Annotated in this window: 14 protein-coding genes; 12 read left to right on the plus strand and 2 right to left on the minus strand. The window is 37.6% G+C overall.

Annotated features, from left to right (window positions below):
- Positions 1-152: 152 nt before the first annotated feature.
- The 5 genes from H7A25_16275 to H7A25_16295 all read left to right on the plus strand — a co-directional run bounded on the left by H7A25_16275 (position 153) and on the right by H7A25_16295 (position 5743).
- The gene (locus H7A25_16275; GenBank protein MCP5501459.1) at positions 153-2516 is read left to right on the plus strand and encodes a DUF4091 domain-containing protein; all 2364 of its coding nucleotides are present in this window, start codon (positions 153-155) and stop codon (positions 2514-2516) included.
- A 106-nt stretch (positions 2517-2622) separates the two neighbouring features.
- On the plus strand, positions 2623-4092 hold the full coding sequence (locus H7A25_16280) for a putative DNA binding domain-containing protein (protein ID MCP5501460.1): 1470 nt from the start codon (positions 2623-2625) through the stop codon (positions 4090-4092).
- A gap of 282 nt (positions 4093-4374) precedes the next feature.
- Positions 4375-4800 (plus strand): nucleotidyltransferase domain-containing protein, encoded by a 426-nt coding sequence (locus H7A25_16285; GenBank protein ID MCP5501461.1) that lies wholly within the window; start codon positions 4375-4377, stop codon positions 4798-4800.
- Entirely contained in the window at positions 4784-5134 is a 351-nt protein-coding gene (locus H7A25_16290; GenBank protein MCP5501462.1) for a DUF86 domain-containing protein, read from the plus strand. The genes H7A25_16285 and H7A25_16290 overlap by 17 nt, the downstream gene beginning before the upstream one ends.
- A gap of 234 nt (positions 5135-5368) precedes the next feature.
- Entirely contained in the window at positions 5369-5743 is a 375-nt protein-coding gene (locus H7A25_16295) for a response regulator (protein ID MCP5501463.1), read from the plus strand.
- Positions 5744-5766: 23 nt separating this feature from the next.
- On the opposite strand, the gene H7A25_16300 is transcribed toward H7A25_16295, so the two are convergent.
- A complete protein-coding gene (locus H7A25_16300; protein ID MCP5501464.1) occupies positions 5767-7287 on the minus strand; it encodes a transporter substrate-binding domain-containing protein in 1521 nt (506 codons plus the stop codon).
- A gap of 328 nt (positions 7288-7615) precedes the next feature.
- On the opposite strand from H7A25_16300, the gene H7A25_16305 reads away from it, so the two are divergent.
- A complete protein-coding gene (locus tag H7A25_16305) occupies positions 7616-9475 on the plus strand; it encodes a hypothetical protein (GenBank protein ID MCP5501465.1) in 1860 nt (619 codons plus the stop codon).
- A 77-nt stretch (positions 9476-9552) separates the two neighbouring features.
- Here H7A25_16305 and H7A25_16310 read toward each other — a convergent pair whose 3' ends face one another.
- On the minus strand, positions 9553-9837 hold the full coding sequence (locus H7A25_16310) for a hypothetical protein (protein MCP5501466.1): 285 nt from the start codon (positions 9835-9837) through the stop codon (positions 9553-9555).
- Between the two features lie 122 nt (positions 9838-9959).
- Here H7A25_16310 and H7A25_16315 point away from each other — a divergent pair, with 122 nt between their 5' ends.
- The 6 genes from H7A25_16315 (at position 9960) to H7A25_16340 (ending at position 15285) form a co-directional block, all read left to right on the plus strand.
- The gene (locus tag H7A25_16315; protein ID MCP5501467.1) at positions 9960-10412 is read left to right on the plus strand and encodes a hypothetical protein; all 453 of its coding nucleotides are present in this window, start codon (positions 9960-9962) and stop codon (positions 10410-10412) included.
- A 124-nt stretch (positions 10413-10536) separates the two neighbouring features.
- Positions 10537-11436 carry a haloacid dehalogenase-like hydrolase gene (locus H7A25_16320; GenBank protein ID MCP5501468.1) on the plus strand — a complete coding sequence of 300 codons (900 nt, stop codon included), beginning with the start codon at positions 10537-10539 and terminating at the stop codon, positions 11434-11436.
- Positions 11437-11439: 3 nt separating this feature from the next.
- Entirely contained in the window at positions 11440-12774 is a 1335-nt protein-coding gene (locus H7A25_16325) for an MFS transporter (GenBank protein MCP5501469.1), read from the plus strand.
- An 87-nt stretch (positions 12775-12861) separates the two neighbouring features.
- Positions 12862-13218, plus strand: coding sequence for an RS21-C6 protein (locus tag H7A25_16330; GenBank protein ID MCP5501470.1), 357 nt, complete (start codon positions 12862-12864; stop codon positions 13216-13218).
- A gap of 156 nt (positions 13219-13374) precedes the next feature.
- Positions 13375-14292: a pyruvate dehydrogenase (acetyl-transferring) E1 component subunit alpha gene (pdhA, locus tag H7A25_16335; GenBank protein ID MCP5501471.1), complete on the plus strand. Its 918-nt coding sequence runs from the start codon at positions 13375-13377 to the stop codon at positions 14290-14292.
- A 12-nt stretch (positions 14293-14304) separates the two neighbouring features.
- Positions 14305-15285, plus strand: coding sequence for a pyruvate dehydrogenase complex E1 component subunit beta (locus H7A25_16340; protein MCP5501472.1), 981 nt, complete (start codon positions 14305-14307; stop codon positions 15283-15285).
- Position 15286 lies beyond the last annotated feature (1 nt).

The following is a 15286-nucleotide window of genomic DNA, read 5'->3' on the forward strand; positions in this document are numbered from 1 at the left end:
GAACTTAATTAAGAAAGCCTGTAGAAGTTTTGCAGGCTTTCTTTTTTTATGTGATGATAAGGTAGGCTAACAGTTTTCTTAAAAAGCAGGAATTTGTCGATAGAAAAAAGAAAAACCTTGCTATAATTAGTTAGTAAAACTCTAATAGGATTATGAAACTGTTTTCTACATTCATCATCCTTATATATTTATTCTCTTCCTGTTCCTATCTGGATAGGTTTTTAGGAGGAGAGATTCAATCGAGCTCTAAAAAAGAACGTCTCTTATTGTTGGGAGGAGTATCTTCTACTGTAAATACACCGAGTATACAGGATTTCTCCTATAAACTCAGCCAATCTACTGAGGGTTTTACTCTCTGGACTACTCCACCTTCGGAAAGGGTTTTTCAAAAGGGTATTGTCCCGGATAAAACCATTTCCGAAATAAATGTGTTTGCAGCGAAGAATGAATATGAACCCTTTCAACTCGTAGTAAATCCTTCTGTTGCTACTTCTGTAAATGTGAGTATCGATTCCTTCGGAGAAGGCATCAGTGCGGAGCTTTCGCAGGTTAAATATGTAAATATTACGACAGTGAGTGATAATCTGGGAAAAACGGGAGCTTACCCGGATCCGCTCTGGCCACTTTCCAGCTCGGCTACGGTTTCTCTGCCTGCTCTTCAGAATACTTCTTTCTGGATAACACTCTATGTGGCAAAGACGGTAAATGCGGGGGATTATACAGCCAATGTTCATATTGGTTCTTTGTCTGTACCTGTGAAGCTTCATGTGTTTAACTTTGCGCTTCCTGATGAGCCGCAGGTTCATTCGCAGATGAATTTTAATTATAATACAGTACTGAGTAAATATGGGGTTAGCGGCACAGGAGAAGATTACTGGAAGTATGTGGATATGATGAAGTTATTCTTCATACAACATCGGCTTACACCCAAATCAGTTAATTGGCCGGGAGGCATAACGGGAACCGGGGCCGGTCCCTTTATAAATTATGACTGTAATACAGCAACTTTAAGCGATACGGATGGGATCTGGGGTTTTGACTCTCCTTCCGATAAGTATGTAAACGGAAATGGATTCCATTCAGGAGTGGGTTTTCCTACCTTTATGGCTGCTACGTTTCGGAATAATGATTCTTCTTTAGATCAGAGACCGGATACATTCTGCGGAATTACAAGAGCTTCTACAGACTGGTATGCAGCAAATAATCCTTCTTCTGCTTATAATCAAAAGTGGTTTCAATACATAACAGTATTACAAAACTATTTAAAAACTAAAGGATTTATTCAAAAAGCCTATTATTATATGGCTAATGAGCCGCAGGATCAGGCAGACTACGATGCCATTGTCTGGTATTCGAAGGAACTGAAGAAAGTAGCACCGGACTTAAAGCTTATGGTTTCAGAAGAGCCCAGGCCCGAAATTTATAATAGTGGAAAAATAGATATCTGGCTTCCGGTTTTACATAATTATAATCCGGATGTTTCTCATTCCCGTCAGATAAATAATGCAGAAGAAACCTGGATCTATTTTTTATATGGAACAAGACCTCCTTTCTTTAACCCTATTACCCTTGACCATCCCGGGATTGAAAGTAAGTTGACGGGCTGGTTTTTATGGAAATACAGGATTCGGGGAATTGCTTATTATTCTATGAACGATTGGTCTAAGAATCCCTATACAGAACCGGCTACGAGTAATCATAATGGAGATACATTTATGTTGTATCCACCTTCCGAAGATAATTCTAATATATCTTATGGCTCAAATCAGCACAGGTTGGTTTCGTCTATACGTTTGGAACTTATGAGAGATAGTTTGGAGGACTATGAGTATTTTTACTTACTGAATGCTTCTTCACATCCTGTTCCAGGTACTACAAATGAAGCTGATGCACAGGTGAATAAAATCATTTCCGGTTTGACGGCTTATTCTCGAAATTCTGAATATCTGTATACTCTACGAAAAGTGATCGGACAAAAATTGGGTGGAGAAATCAGCACAATACCGGAGCTTATTCCTTCTGCTGATCATACAAGAGCAGAAGGGAGTCCCGGAAACTATTATATCAATTTTCAAGATCCAAATTCTTCTCCTGAATCCTCTCCGCTTGTAGTGGATGGAAAAGAATATATGAAAATAGGTTGGTCACAGTATAATAAAACGGATGGATACGGTTGGTACGGAGATTTAACGCATGTAAAATACCAGTATCTAAGTTCCGGATCGAATGAATTACAGAAAAGCATTATATACGATGACTGGGGAAGGCAGAAGACCTTTGAATTTGATCTGCCGAACGGAACTTATTCGGTGACGGTTTCTGTAGGTTGGCAGGGAAAAACCTACAGTCATAACAAAATTCTAATAGAAGGAATTAGCTTTATCAATGATGAGGCTTCAGCACCGTATATAGAAAAGACTCTGGATGTAATAGTTGCAGATAGGAAACTTACAATGGAGATGGGTATTTTTGATGAGTATACAATGCTGAACTATTTAAAGATTGAGGCGAAATAAATAGGGTCTATTTTGTCAGGGGGCTATCTTTTCTGTCTTGACATATTGGAAGAAAACGAAGTATACTCAAATTTTAGGATAATAATTATGATGGAAATAAAGATCGATGACCCTTGAACGAGAAGCATCTTACCTGCAAAGTTTATTGGATGAACTCAGGGGAATCCGAATCGAAGTAGAATGGTTAGAATTTAAAGTTAACAATTCCAATCCGGATGAGATAGGTGAATATATATCCGCATTAGCTAACTCTGCGGCTCTTTGGGAAAAAACTAGTTCCTATATGGTCTGGGGAGTGGTGGATGACGAGTCAAAAGAAATACTCGGCACAGATTTTAATCCTAAAACTCAAAAAATTGGAAATCAAGAGTTGGAAAGTTGGTTAATTCAACACTTATCTCCCAGAGTCCATTTTATATTTCATAGTTTTGTATATAATGAAAAACCCATTATCATATTAGAAATTCCTTTAGCTGTAAATACTCCGGTGCAATTTAAAAATCAAACTTTTATTCGCGTTGGAAGTTATAAGAAAAAATTGAAAGATTTTCCTGAAAAAGAAAGAGAGCTTTGGAAGATCTTTGACAGGACTCCATTTGAAATGCAGATTGCTGCTGAAAATCTTTCTCCTGGTGATGTTTTGAATTTAATTGATTATCCTTCCTATTTTACTTTGTTGAATTTTCATTTACCGGAAAATAGGGAAAGAATTTTAGAATATTTAGAAAAAGAAAAAATTCTTCAAAAGAACACATCAGGAAATTGGAATATTACCAATATGGGTGCAATTCTTTTTGCGAACAATCTGGATAAATTTCCATCTTTAAAACGTAAAGCTATTCGTGTTATTTTTTATAATGGTATCAACCGAATGGAAACAATACAAGAGAATACTGATAATAAAGGCTATGCTTCAGGTTTCCAGAATTTGATTTCTTTTATCAATTCTAAATTGCCTGCAAATGAAGTATTGGGAGAAGCTCTAAGGCATACGGCTCGTATGTTTCCTGAATTGGCTATAAGAGAATTGATTGCCAATGCTATTATTCATCAGGATTTTAGTTTGACCGGAACTTCTCCTATGGTGGAAATTTTTTCCAATCGTATAGAAATTACGAATCCGGGTAAACCACTTGTTGATCCCGATAGATTTTTGGATTCTCCACCCCGCTCAAGAAATGAAAGGATTGCTTCTCTACTTCGGCGAATTGGAATTTGTGAGGAAAGAGGTACCGGAATCGATAAGGTAATTTCAAGCACAGAAATGTTTCAATTACCGGCTCCCTTATTTGAAGTGCCGGGTGATAATACCAGGGTAGTTCTTTTCGCCCATAAAAGTTTTGCAGATATGGATAAAGATGAGAGGATTCGAGCCTGCTATATGCATACCTGCCTGAAATATGTGCAAAGAGAATTTATGACCAATTATAGTCTGCGGCAAAGGTTTTCTATTCAAGAAAAGAATAGTGCCGTAGCTTCAAGAATTATTCGCGATACCCTGGCGAAAAAATTAATTAAACCTTACGATGAAGACGCAGCAAAAAAGCAGTTAAAGTATGTTCCCCATTGGGCCTAATTTTATTTGATGGGTATTTGACAGAAAGAGCTGAAAAACTATTAAAATGCGCGGAAACAGGCCTTAGAGTGCAATATTTTATTTGACGGGTATTTGATAGGGGTATAATTATGGGACTCGTTCTGCAAGTAAATACCGGAAAAAAACCTAGAGCTTTAAGATATTTATTGAGAGGATACCTGGTAGCGTAGAGGAAATCGAGAGCTATGTAGTATATCAGAAAAATATTTATGTTGAAGTAAATCGGGATAATCAGCACACTCAAATTTTAGGATAATAATTATGATTGAATTAAAGATCGATGACCCTGATATTGAGGAAGTATATCATTCTTCTGAAGATATAATAAAGCTATTGAAATCGATAGTTAAAAATGAAGTGGAAATTATTCCTTTAAAACCAAAAGAAGCTTTTACTCAAACAAGGATAGTGCAAATTCTAAATGATTATTTTTCTGAAAAACCTGTTTTAAAAGCTTATTTATTCGGTTCTTACAGTAGAGGAGAAGCTTCTCCGGATAGTGATATTGATATTCTGTTAGAGTTAGATGATTCACAAAAAATAGGTACATTGTTTTTTAAAATGGCAGAAGAACTTAAAGAACTAACCGGAAAAAAAATCGATCTTCTATCCGATAAAGCTATAAATGAAAAAATAAAAGAAAACATATTCCGGGAAAGAGTTTTAGTTTATGAAAGAAGGAATTAGTGATAAGCTCAGAATCGAACATGCTATTCAAGCTGCCGAGGAAATTGAATCTTATGTTTTCGGCAAAACGTTTAAGGAATTTAATTCTGATTCCATGCTAAAAAGTGCATGTATGCATCAGTTAGCCGTGATTGGAGATGCTTTTGCCAATTTATCAAGGAGAATCAAAGATGAAAATAATGATATAGATTGGACTGGTTGGATAGGATTAAGAATAAAAGTAGTTCATGTTTATTTTGGTATTGATTATCAGATTATCTGGAATATTATAAATGAAGAACTTTCTGATTTAAAAGAAAAGTTAAATCAAATATACAGTTCATTGTTATTATAAGCAAGGCATAAATCAAATATACACTTTCACTTATGAGATTCTGTCAAGCAGTAAATACCCTGGCGAAAAAATTAATTAAACCTTACGATGAAGACGCAGCAAAAAAGCAGTTAAAGTATGTTCCCCATTGGGCCTAATTTTATTTGATGGGTATTTGACAGGGGGAGAACATAAGCAAATACAGTAAGGACCTTGAGAATAAATGAATGAAAGTTTTTAGGTTTGAATATAAAGATGAGATCAAATTTTAAAATACTAATAGTGGAAGATGAGGCTTTATTTTTCATGATGTTGCAGAGGAAATTAAAGCAGAAAGGTTTCACGGTTTTAGGGAATGCAAGTACGAAAGATAAGGCAATTTCTATGTATCGAGACTTGAAACCTGACCTTATCCTTATGGATATTCATCTGGCGAATAGTTCCAGCGGGATTGAAGCTGCTATAGAAATCAAAAGAGAGAATCCGAATCTTCCCATTATTTATATAACGGCTTATGATGATGAAGGAACCAAAACAAAAGCTCTATCGACAGAACCCATTGCTTTTTTAACAAAACCATTATCTATAGAACATTTGATTGCTTTAGTTGGAGAACAATATTCCCGTTAAATACAAGAATTATACATTAGTTATTAAATTCTATTCTTATATACTGTTTTACTAAAACATATAGAGCAGGTAAATCCCTTTCTTTGTTTGAATTTAATTTTTCCTTGCAACTGGTTTTTAACGATACCGATTATGCTTTGCATGCCGTATGCTTCAGTATTATCAAAATTATAATCTTCAGGTAAACCGATACCATTATCCTGAAATTTGAGAAAGAGAATATCTCCAGATTCTTTTACACGAATAGATATAAGTCCTTCTCCGTCGGGAAAAGCATATTTGATGGAATTGGAAAGAAGTTCATGGAGCAGTAAACCCAGTGGATTTGCAATATCTATAAGTACCCGGACAGGAGCTATTCTACTCCGAATATGAATTTGGGTTCTATCGACATTCATACTATTGCAAATTAAATTAATATGATCTGATATATATTCTTTTAATGAGATGTAGGATAAGTCCTTTGACTGAAAAAGTTTTTGTTGAGCAAGCGCCATTACTTTTATTTTATCAATAGAATCTTTTAAACGTTTAATATCTTCATCTGATTTCGAAAATAACTCTTGAATCATTAATATAGAAATAATAACCTGCATATTATTCTTGGTTCTATGGAAAAGCTCGCGATGAAGTGCATCTTTCTCTGAAATGATTTTTTGGAGTTCTATATTTTTATTGCTTAGTTCTTTAGTTCTTACTTGAACCTGCTTTTTGAAAACTAAACTTACGATAACTAAAAAAGCTGAGGAGAGGGCTATACCGGTGAGAGTCCAGATAAGGTAAGCAGGTATCAGTGTAGGTGGTTTCTCATGAAGCCAGTAAACAAGAGATTTATAATAAATTGAATTACCGTTATTCAGAATCTTTGTTAAATTTGAATCAATGGCAGAAAGTAAATCTAAATTCCTATTCTTTTTTGTGGCAAAGTGTAGAGTAGAAGGGGATAATATGATCGATGCGGGTTTTAAAAAATGAGATTTATTTTTATTATACGAATAGAACCTTCCTACTATAACTGCATCTGCCTCTCCAGATTCAACAGCTTGAATGCTGCTATTGTAATCGGGTTTTTTTATAAGTTTATAGCTTAGGTTCCAATCTTTTTTCTTTTTCATAAGTATATTTTGTTGAATGGAACCTTCAAGAATCGCTATTTTCTTGCCGTTCATATCCCGAATATTTTGTATATTACTGTCCTTGTTAGAATGTAATTGTAGCCAGGAGGAAAGAACCGGAAGTCTATTAAAATCAAATTGCTTATTTCTCGATTTTGAATATGCCACATCTAACATCAGATCAATTTCCCCATTTTCCAGCATTTCTAAACAATTTTGCCAGGTACAGAAAACATATTTCAATTGCCAGTTTTCTTTTTCTGCTATATCGATGAGGATATCTACAAATATGCCTTCCGGTTTTTTTGATTTTTCCCAACTTACTTTGGGTGGATTGTTATAAATACCAACAGAAACAGTACGGGCAAATAGAGGATGGAAAAGGAATAGGAAAATACTTATAAAAAAGAGTTTTATTAGCAAAAACATTGGATTTCTCTAATTATTAAACCTGTTTCGATAAAAGTCAAGTTATAAAAATCATTTGTAAGTTATACGATATTTAAGAATATTATGAAAAACTAAAATTATATCCTAAAAATGTTCACTTTCCGGGAAGCAGACGAACCATCGGTCATTCGCTTAGGTTTAAAGAAACTCCCAGCTTTTTGAATGGGTACATATTTTTGCACAAATGCTATAGAAAAAAATTCTGTTCGGAAAAAATTTTTTGATTCTCAAAGGAAGTGCCTTTGCTTAGACTTGATTGAATAATGAGGCATAAGCCCGTATTTTATTCCGAAAGGAGAACTCTATTATGATGAAGCGATTTCTTTTTTTTACGCTTCTTTTACTCAGTTTTGTTTTTATGACGGACTGTTCAAAGAAGAAAGAGGATAAAACAGTTGAAAACCTGTTATTATTGAAAGTATTTGCACCGGATGTTTTTAACCAACTATTCGGTATCCAAACCGAATCCTGCCCACCGGCTTCGGATGCTCGTGTGAGTTTGAACCACTGTACTACCCAGGCCAATAGCTGGGCTCAAAAGCCTAAAAGTATCAGCTTTTCGACTATTGCCAGTAAATTTTCTTCTACTTCCGGTTCCTACCGCGGTCCCGGTGGCAGGGCAGCTCTTCCGAGCAAAGTGGATCTATATAACGATGGTACAAATGGAACTGCCAGTGCCGGTAAATTTTTTCCGGCTATTGGGGATCAGGGGCAGTATGGAACCTGCGTGGCCTGGGCGGTGGGATATAACATGAAGTCTTACCTCGAAGGAATCGACCAGAATGCAGCACCGGGTTCAGATAATTCGAAGCAATTCAGTCCGAAATACCTTTTCACTTCCATTCCGGATGCAGAAAAAGGCTCCGGTTGCGGTGGAACCGGTTTTGAGTCCGCTCTCGATTCGATTGTAAAAAATGGTATTCCGAAAATGTCAGTGGTTCCCTATACAAATCTGGGCTCCTGTACATATAGTTCCAGTTTTATCGAGCAGTATAAAAATGATGCAACTCCGTTTAAAATTGAGAACTACCGCCGGATTGACCATACTACCGATGCCGGGCAAGCCGAAATTAAAGAGGCCATTGCCAATAACCGTCCGGTGGTTATCGGTGCCAAGCTGGATGACCGTTTCATGAGCTGGAATAGTGCAGATGTATATGGTGCAACCGGTTCTCCGAGCTATAACAATGTAGGACAACACGCCTACCATGCTATGATTATCGGGGGATACGATGATTCTAAGAGTGCTTACCTCGTTATTAATAGCTGGGGAACGAGCTGGGGGAATGCCGGAACTATCTGGGTAGATTATAACTACTTTAAGACTAAATTTTCTATAGCAGCTTTCGTAGCTAAGAATATAAAATCCGACACCACTGTAACACCGGACAATACGGATGATACCAAAGCCAAAGATACCGACGCCGATTTATTAGCTTACAAAATAAAGTTTTATGACTCTCTGGAAAAGAAAGCGAATGAATACGAGCTGGAATATCAAATTTTTAACGAAGGGAAAACAGCTATAACCGTTAGTGCCGGTGCTACTACCTGGTCGGCTGCCCTGCTTTATTATAATGCAACAGACGCCAATGATTTTGGAGTTCTGTACTATGATAAGTTTAAAAAAGGAGGAACCCTTCCTACTTCAGCCTGTACTCCGGCTACAGATTCCAAATTAGGAGCTAAATACTGTGAATGGGAAATAGACTTTCCTCTGGGAAAAAGTTTAAAAAGAACTTATAGCACCAGTTTGAGTTCCACTACAACCGTTCCGGTTACCATTCCTTCTACTTTAAGTGGGGATTATTTCCTTCTTTTAGTTGTGGATCTGGATGATACAATCGTTGAGTTGGATGAAGCCAATAACTACGCCTGGTCAACCACTCAGCCGATAACTTTCTCCGGTGGCACGGTGGCAAGTTCGAGTAAAGCGGGAATTACCAGCAATAATACGACTGCTTCTATTCGTTTTGCCAGACTGGATACAAAGAGTATGGGTGTAACTAACATTAAAGAAGAAAACTTTAATACTTATACTCCTGAAGAATTTCGTTTTCTTTTGACTAATACAAGAGAATTGCTGAATACTCTACCGGCTGCTTCTTTACGTTCCAGTGTAGAAGGTGGTGGTTCCGGAAGGATTATTAATCCTCCGACTCAATAATTTTACCTCTTGCTTGAAGGTGACCCACACAATGAAGGCGACCCACCGGTGGGTCGCCTTCATTGTGGAATATATAATTAATTTACAGTAGGTGGATTTACCTTTCTCCCGCCTCCATCATCAACCGTAGGAGGATTTACTTTTCTCTGGCTATCATCGGTTGTCGGTGGGTTTACTTTCCTGGAATCATCAGTTGTGGGTGGATTTACCTTTCTGGAATCATCCGTGGTTTCGGCGGCCTTTTTCTTATTTTCTGCTTCTTTGGCTAATTCCATCATTTTATCGATGTTTTCCTTGGTTAAAAGGCTTTCGCAGGAGATAAATCCAAAGCTTAAAAGGGTGATTAGAATTACTATTCTCATATTTTTCCTTCCTGTAATTACTCTTGTCTCATTTCTTAGACAATAAATTCTTGTATTCCTAAAGCATGGAATGTAAGCTTTAGTTCTGTAAATAGAAAATTTATATTACCTTAGGGGGGATTATGAAAATAGTTTCATTAAAAAGCTTTAGCCTGATAGCTATAATTTCAGCTTTTATTACATTTTCCTGTTCGGCTGATAGTACAAAGGAAGCCGTTAAAGAAACAAAAGCAGGTGGTATGTGCGAATATAGAGAAATAAAGGGGTTCGCAGTTATTGATTCCATTAAAAAACCTGCGGAAGCAGTTAAGGGCATGATGAAGGAACCCAGAGAAGTAATTTATCACTTCGAACCGGAGGATAAAGGAACTGAGTATAAATTTCCAACCTGGAAAGATACCGGTTTAAAACTGACCATAGCCGGTGGACTTGCTCCTCCTCTGGATTGCTTAAAAAAACAAAAAATTACTGTAGGCAGTAAGCATAAGGCTCTTCGAACTGAAATTACCAAAGGAACCTGTACCCCGGTTGTATTCATTCTAACCGGTTTTGACGAGAACCTTTGTTTTGAGTAAATTTTCTAATTGTGAAGTATCCACTTATTTTTCAGGGAAGCAAGCGAACCATCGGTGGTTCGCTTTCGAGAAAGAAATAGTTTCACACTCATAATAAGCATATAATAATTTTTTTGGAGCTGTAATGAATTATAAAAAAATCCCTTATTTAGTATTCAGTTTATTTCTAATATTTCAAACCTGTGAACCGGCAAAACCACCTGTGAGTTTCAGTCCGATACAGGGATTCTCAGAGGAAGTTAATAATCAGCTAAGGTCTTTTTTTGAAGATACAAAAAATCATCCGGATAGAAAGATTGCCGTCTTTGATGGGGATGGAACGGTTCTGGGACAGGCACCACATTATCTTGCCGATGAATGTCTCTATGAAGTTGCCAAACAAAAACCGGAAAAGAAGCCGGAAGTCATTAAGAAAATGGTAAAACTCTCCAATGTTTCTATGGACTATGTTCAACTTCGGGTTCATTTCTTTGAGGGAGATTCTTTGGAGTATTTAAGAGAATTAGGTAGAACCTGTTACCATAAGTATTATAAGGGAAAAGTTTTTTCCTCTATGGTTTCTTTAATTGATAATTTAAAGAAACATAATTTTGAAGTTTGGATAGTTACAGCCAGCCCGGAAGCAATGTACCAAAAGTTTCTAAGCGAAGAACTGCATATTCCTATAACCCACATTATTGGAGTAAAGTCGGTGATACGGGAAGGGAAGATTACATCAGAAATGGTTCAACCTATTCCCCAGGATAATGGAAAGATGGAAGCCATTGAAACCTTTGTGCAGGGTAAACCTCTTCTGGTTGGAGGTAATAGTCGGGGCGATAAGGAAATGATTGAATATAGTGCAAAGCTAAAACTTATCGTAAACCCGGATGAGCATGTGGCAGCGGATCAGAAAGAAAGTATTGCTTCTTATGCAAAGAAAAGCGGTTGGTTAATTGTAAAACAGAGAGATGTTCCTTCGGCTGATTTTCCTAATATATCTAAAACAGAATATAATATTCGAGTAAATAAAACAAACGAGTAAGTGATGATACAAGCAGTAATAAACTGGTTTAAACCCGCTCCTGCAATTCCGAGATTAGCCGAAGCTGAAGTTCAAAGGAATTATCCTGTTTACAGGCGAAGCATCCTTGAATCTACCTTTATCGGGTATGCTGTTTTTTATTTTGTCAGAAACAACATGTCGGTTGTTTCCAAGGAAATGGGCAATGCCCTTCAGTACGACAAGTCCCAGATAGGAGATATTCTGGCTGTAACCGCCATTACTTACGGTCTGGGTAAATTTGTTATGGGTTCTCTTTCCGATAGAAGTAATCCGAAAAAGTTTATGTCGGTGGGTTTGTTTTTAACAGCTCTTATGAATTTTGCTTTTATCGGAGTTGAAAACTTTTACTTGCATATCCTTATCTGGGGTTTGAATGGCTTTTTCCAGGGCATGGGCTGGCCTCCATGCGGTAGGTCTATCGGTCACTGGTTTAGTTTGAAAGAAAGGGGTAGTGTATTTGCAGTCTGGAATATTGCTCATAATATAGGCGGAGGTCTAATCGGAGTAATTGCTGCCTATTCGGCGAGCCAGCTTGGTTGGAAGTCTGCTTTTTATGTGCCGGGTGTTTTAGCCCTCATAGGTTCTGTCTATCTTTACTTCCGTCTGGAAGATACACCTCAGTCGCTTGGTTTACCTCCTATTGAAGAATATAAAGATTCTAAAAAAGATGTAAGCAAGGTGAATACAGAAGATCCAGAAAGGGAACTCGAAACAAAAGAGTTATTAGTTAAGTATATTCTAAATAACAAAACTCTGTGGTTATTTGCTTTTGCTAATTTTTTTGTTTATATCGTTCGCTATAGTATGCTGGATTGGGGACCTACCTATTTGAAGGAGACAAAGGGGGCAAGCCTGGAAAGCGGGGGCTTTAGTGTTTTAATCATTGAATTTGGTGGAATCGGAAGTACTATTCTTATGGGTTGGCTCTCAGATAAATTAGGTGGTAGAAGGGGGATGGTAAGTCTTCTTTGTATGATTCCCATTTTCTTTGCCTTTCTCATGATTCTTTTAAATCCACCCGGACGGCTCTGGCTCGATATGACAATGCTCGCGGTCATTGGTTTTTTTGTGTATCCACCTGTTATGTTACTGGGAGTAGCTTCTTTAGATGTAACTTCTAAGAAAGCGGTGGGAACGGCTGCGGGTTTCGTAGGGCTATTTGGTTACATTGGTAGGACAGTTCAGGCAAAAGGTCTTGGCTGGCTGGCTTCTCACTCGGAATATGGCTGGCCGTATGTCTTGTATTCTATCTTATTTGCCACTATATTAGGAATTATTTTATTAGGCTTAACCTGGAATATTAAACCAAGGGAATGAGGGTTTACTTTAATAAGCCAGATAAATGCTGACAAAGTATTATCTGAAGACAAACATAGCACAGACGAGGAAAGATAAGGAAAACTCATGAACCAGGAACAAAAAGATTTACTAAATACTATTTCAGAAAAATCAACTCTCAGCGAAGTTCAGAAATACATGAAAGAAAGCTGTGCACTTAATGGCTGGGACAAAAGCTCCTATCAAGAAACTTTTTTACTGTGGATGGAAGAAGTTGGAGAACTGGCAAAAGCTATACGTTACAAAGAAAAAATCTATGTAGAAGAAGGAAAAGATCAAAGCTTTGATTTAGAATCAGAATTTGCTGATGTATTATCCTATCTTCTACAACTCTCCAATACCTTTGGGATCGATCTCCAAAAAGCTTTTATCGAAAAAGAAAAAATAAATCTCAAACGTTCCTGGAAAGATAATCCGGATTAAAAAAATATTATGATTCTAATTCTCATTTAATTATTTTCTTGTCAAACTTTCCAAAGAACTCTATTTTATAAAAAAAAGATTTTTAGGGAGGATTGCGTGCCTGAAAAGATTAAAGCTCAAGAACAGGCTCTCGAATTAAAAAAATTCTATGAAGACATGCTTTTAATTCGCAGGTTTGAAGAAGCAGCGGCAAAAGCCTATGCATCCGGGAAAATTGGCGGTTTCTGTCATCTTTATATAGGGCAAGAAGCGGTAGCCGTGGGTTCTATAGCAACCCTGGAAGAGAAAGACTCCGTAGTTTCTACGTATAGGGATCACGGGCATGCTCTGGCCAGAGGACTTTCGGCTAAGGCCCTGATGGCAGAATTGTTTGGAAAAAAGACAGGGATCTCAAAAGGTTACGGAGGTTCTATGCATTTTTTTGATAAAGAAAAAAACTTTCTGGGTGGACATGGAATTGTAGGAGGTCATATTTCTCTTGCAGCCGGTGTCGCTTTTGCTGATAAATACCAGGGAAACCAGGCGGTAACCCTCTGTTTTTTTGGTGATGGAGCTGCCAATATTGGTTCGTTTCATGAAGGTTTAAATCTTGCTGCTATCTGGAAGTTACCGGTGGTTTTTATTTGCGAGAACAACCATTATGCGATGGGAACTCACGAATACCGTGCTATTTCGGTTAAAGATGTGTCTATTCGTGCAACAGCCTATAACATAGCCAGAGACCACATCGAAGCCGATGAAGTTCGTAAAATACGAAATCATGTGAAAGTTGCAGTCGATAGGGCAAGAAGAGGGGAAGGGCCTACATTAATTGAAATTTCAACTTACAGGTTCCGAGGTCATTCTATGTCAGACCCGGCAAAGTATCGAACCAAGGAAGAAGTGGATGAGTATAAACGCAGGGATCCTTTGGTTCGAGCCGAAAACGAGCTACTCGCTTATGGTCTGGATAAAAAAGATTTAGAGGCAATTGAAGAGAGAGTAAATTCAATTGTGGATGAATCTGTAGAGTTTGCACAAACCAGTGAGGAACCACCTCTTTCCTGGTTGCATCAACATGTTTATGTGGATTGAGGAGGAGAGACAATGGGTTTAAAAATGATGTCATACAGGGAAGCCTTAAATCGTGCCATGTGCGAGGAAATGGATAAGGATCCGAATATATTCATAATGGGTGAAGAAGTTGCCGCCTACCAGGGAGCCTACAAGGTTACACAGGGAATGCTGGATAAATATGGTGATAAACGAGTAATTGATACACCTATATCTGAAAATGGATTTGCCGGTATCGGAGTCGGAGCCGCCATGAGAGGGATGAGACCGATTATTGAATTCATGACCTGGAACTTTTCTCTGGTTGCAATTGATCAGGTTGTAAATTCAGCAGCAAAAATGTTATATATGAGTGGTGGACAATTTCCCATGCCGATTGTGTTTCGAGGTGCAGGAGGTGCCGGCGGTCGCTTAGCAGCCCAGCATTCACAGGCATTAGAAAGTTATTATACTCATATTCCGGGTTTAAAAGTCGTAGCACCGGCTACACCTAAAGATGCCTGCGGTCTATTAAAAACTTCTATATTAGATAATAATCCTGTTGTATTTATAGAAAGTGAAGTTTTATACGGAGTCCAGGGAGAAGTTCCGGAAGAAGAGTTTTATATTCCCATAGGGAAAGCGGAGATAAAAAAAGAGGGAACGGATCTAAGTATTATAACCTGGTCAAGGGCCTATCATACAGTAACAGAAGCGGTTTCTCTATTAGAAAAAGAAGGAATATATCCGGAAGTTTTAGATTTAAGAACTTTGCGACCACTGGATGAGGAAGCCATTTATAAGACCGTGAAGAAAACCAATCGTGCGCTTATTGTAGAAGAAGGATGGCCGCAGGCAGGAGTCGGTTCTTATGTGGCTTATTTGATTCAAAAAAATGCTTTTGATTATCTGGATGCTCCTGTAGAAAGAGTTTGTCAGGAAGATGTGCCGATGCCTTATGCGGCGAATCTGGAAAAAGCAAGTTTACCGAGTCCTGAAAAGATAGTTCAGGCAGCTTTACGACTTTTAAATTAAA

Source organism: Leptospiraceae bacterium, from assembly GCA_024233835.1.
Lineage (GTDB): Bacteria > Spirochaetota > Leptospiria > Leptospirales > Leptospiraceae > JACKPC01.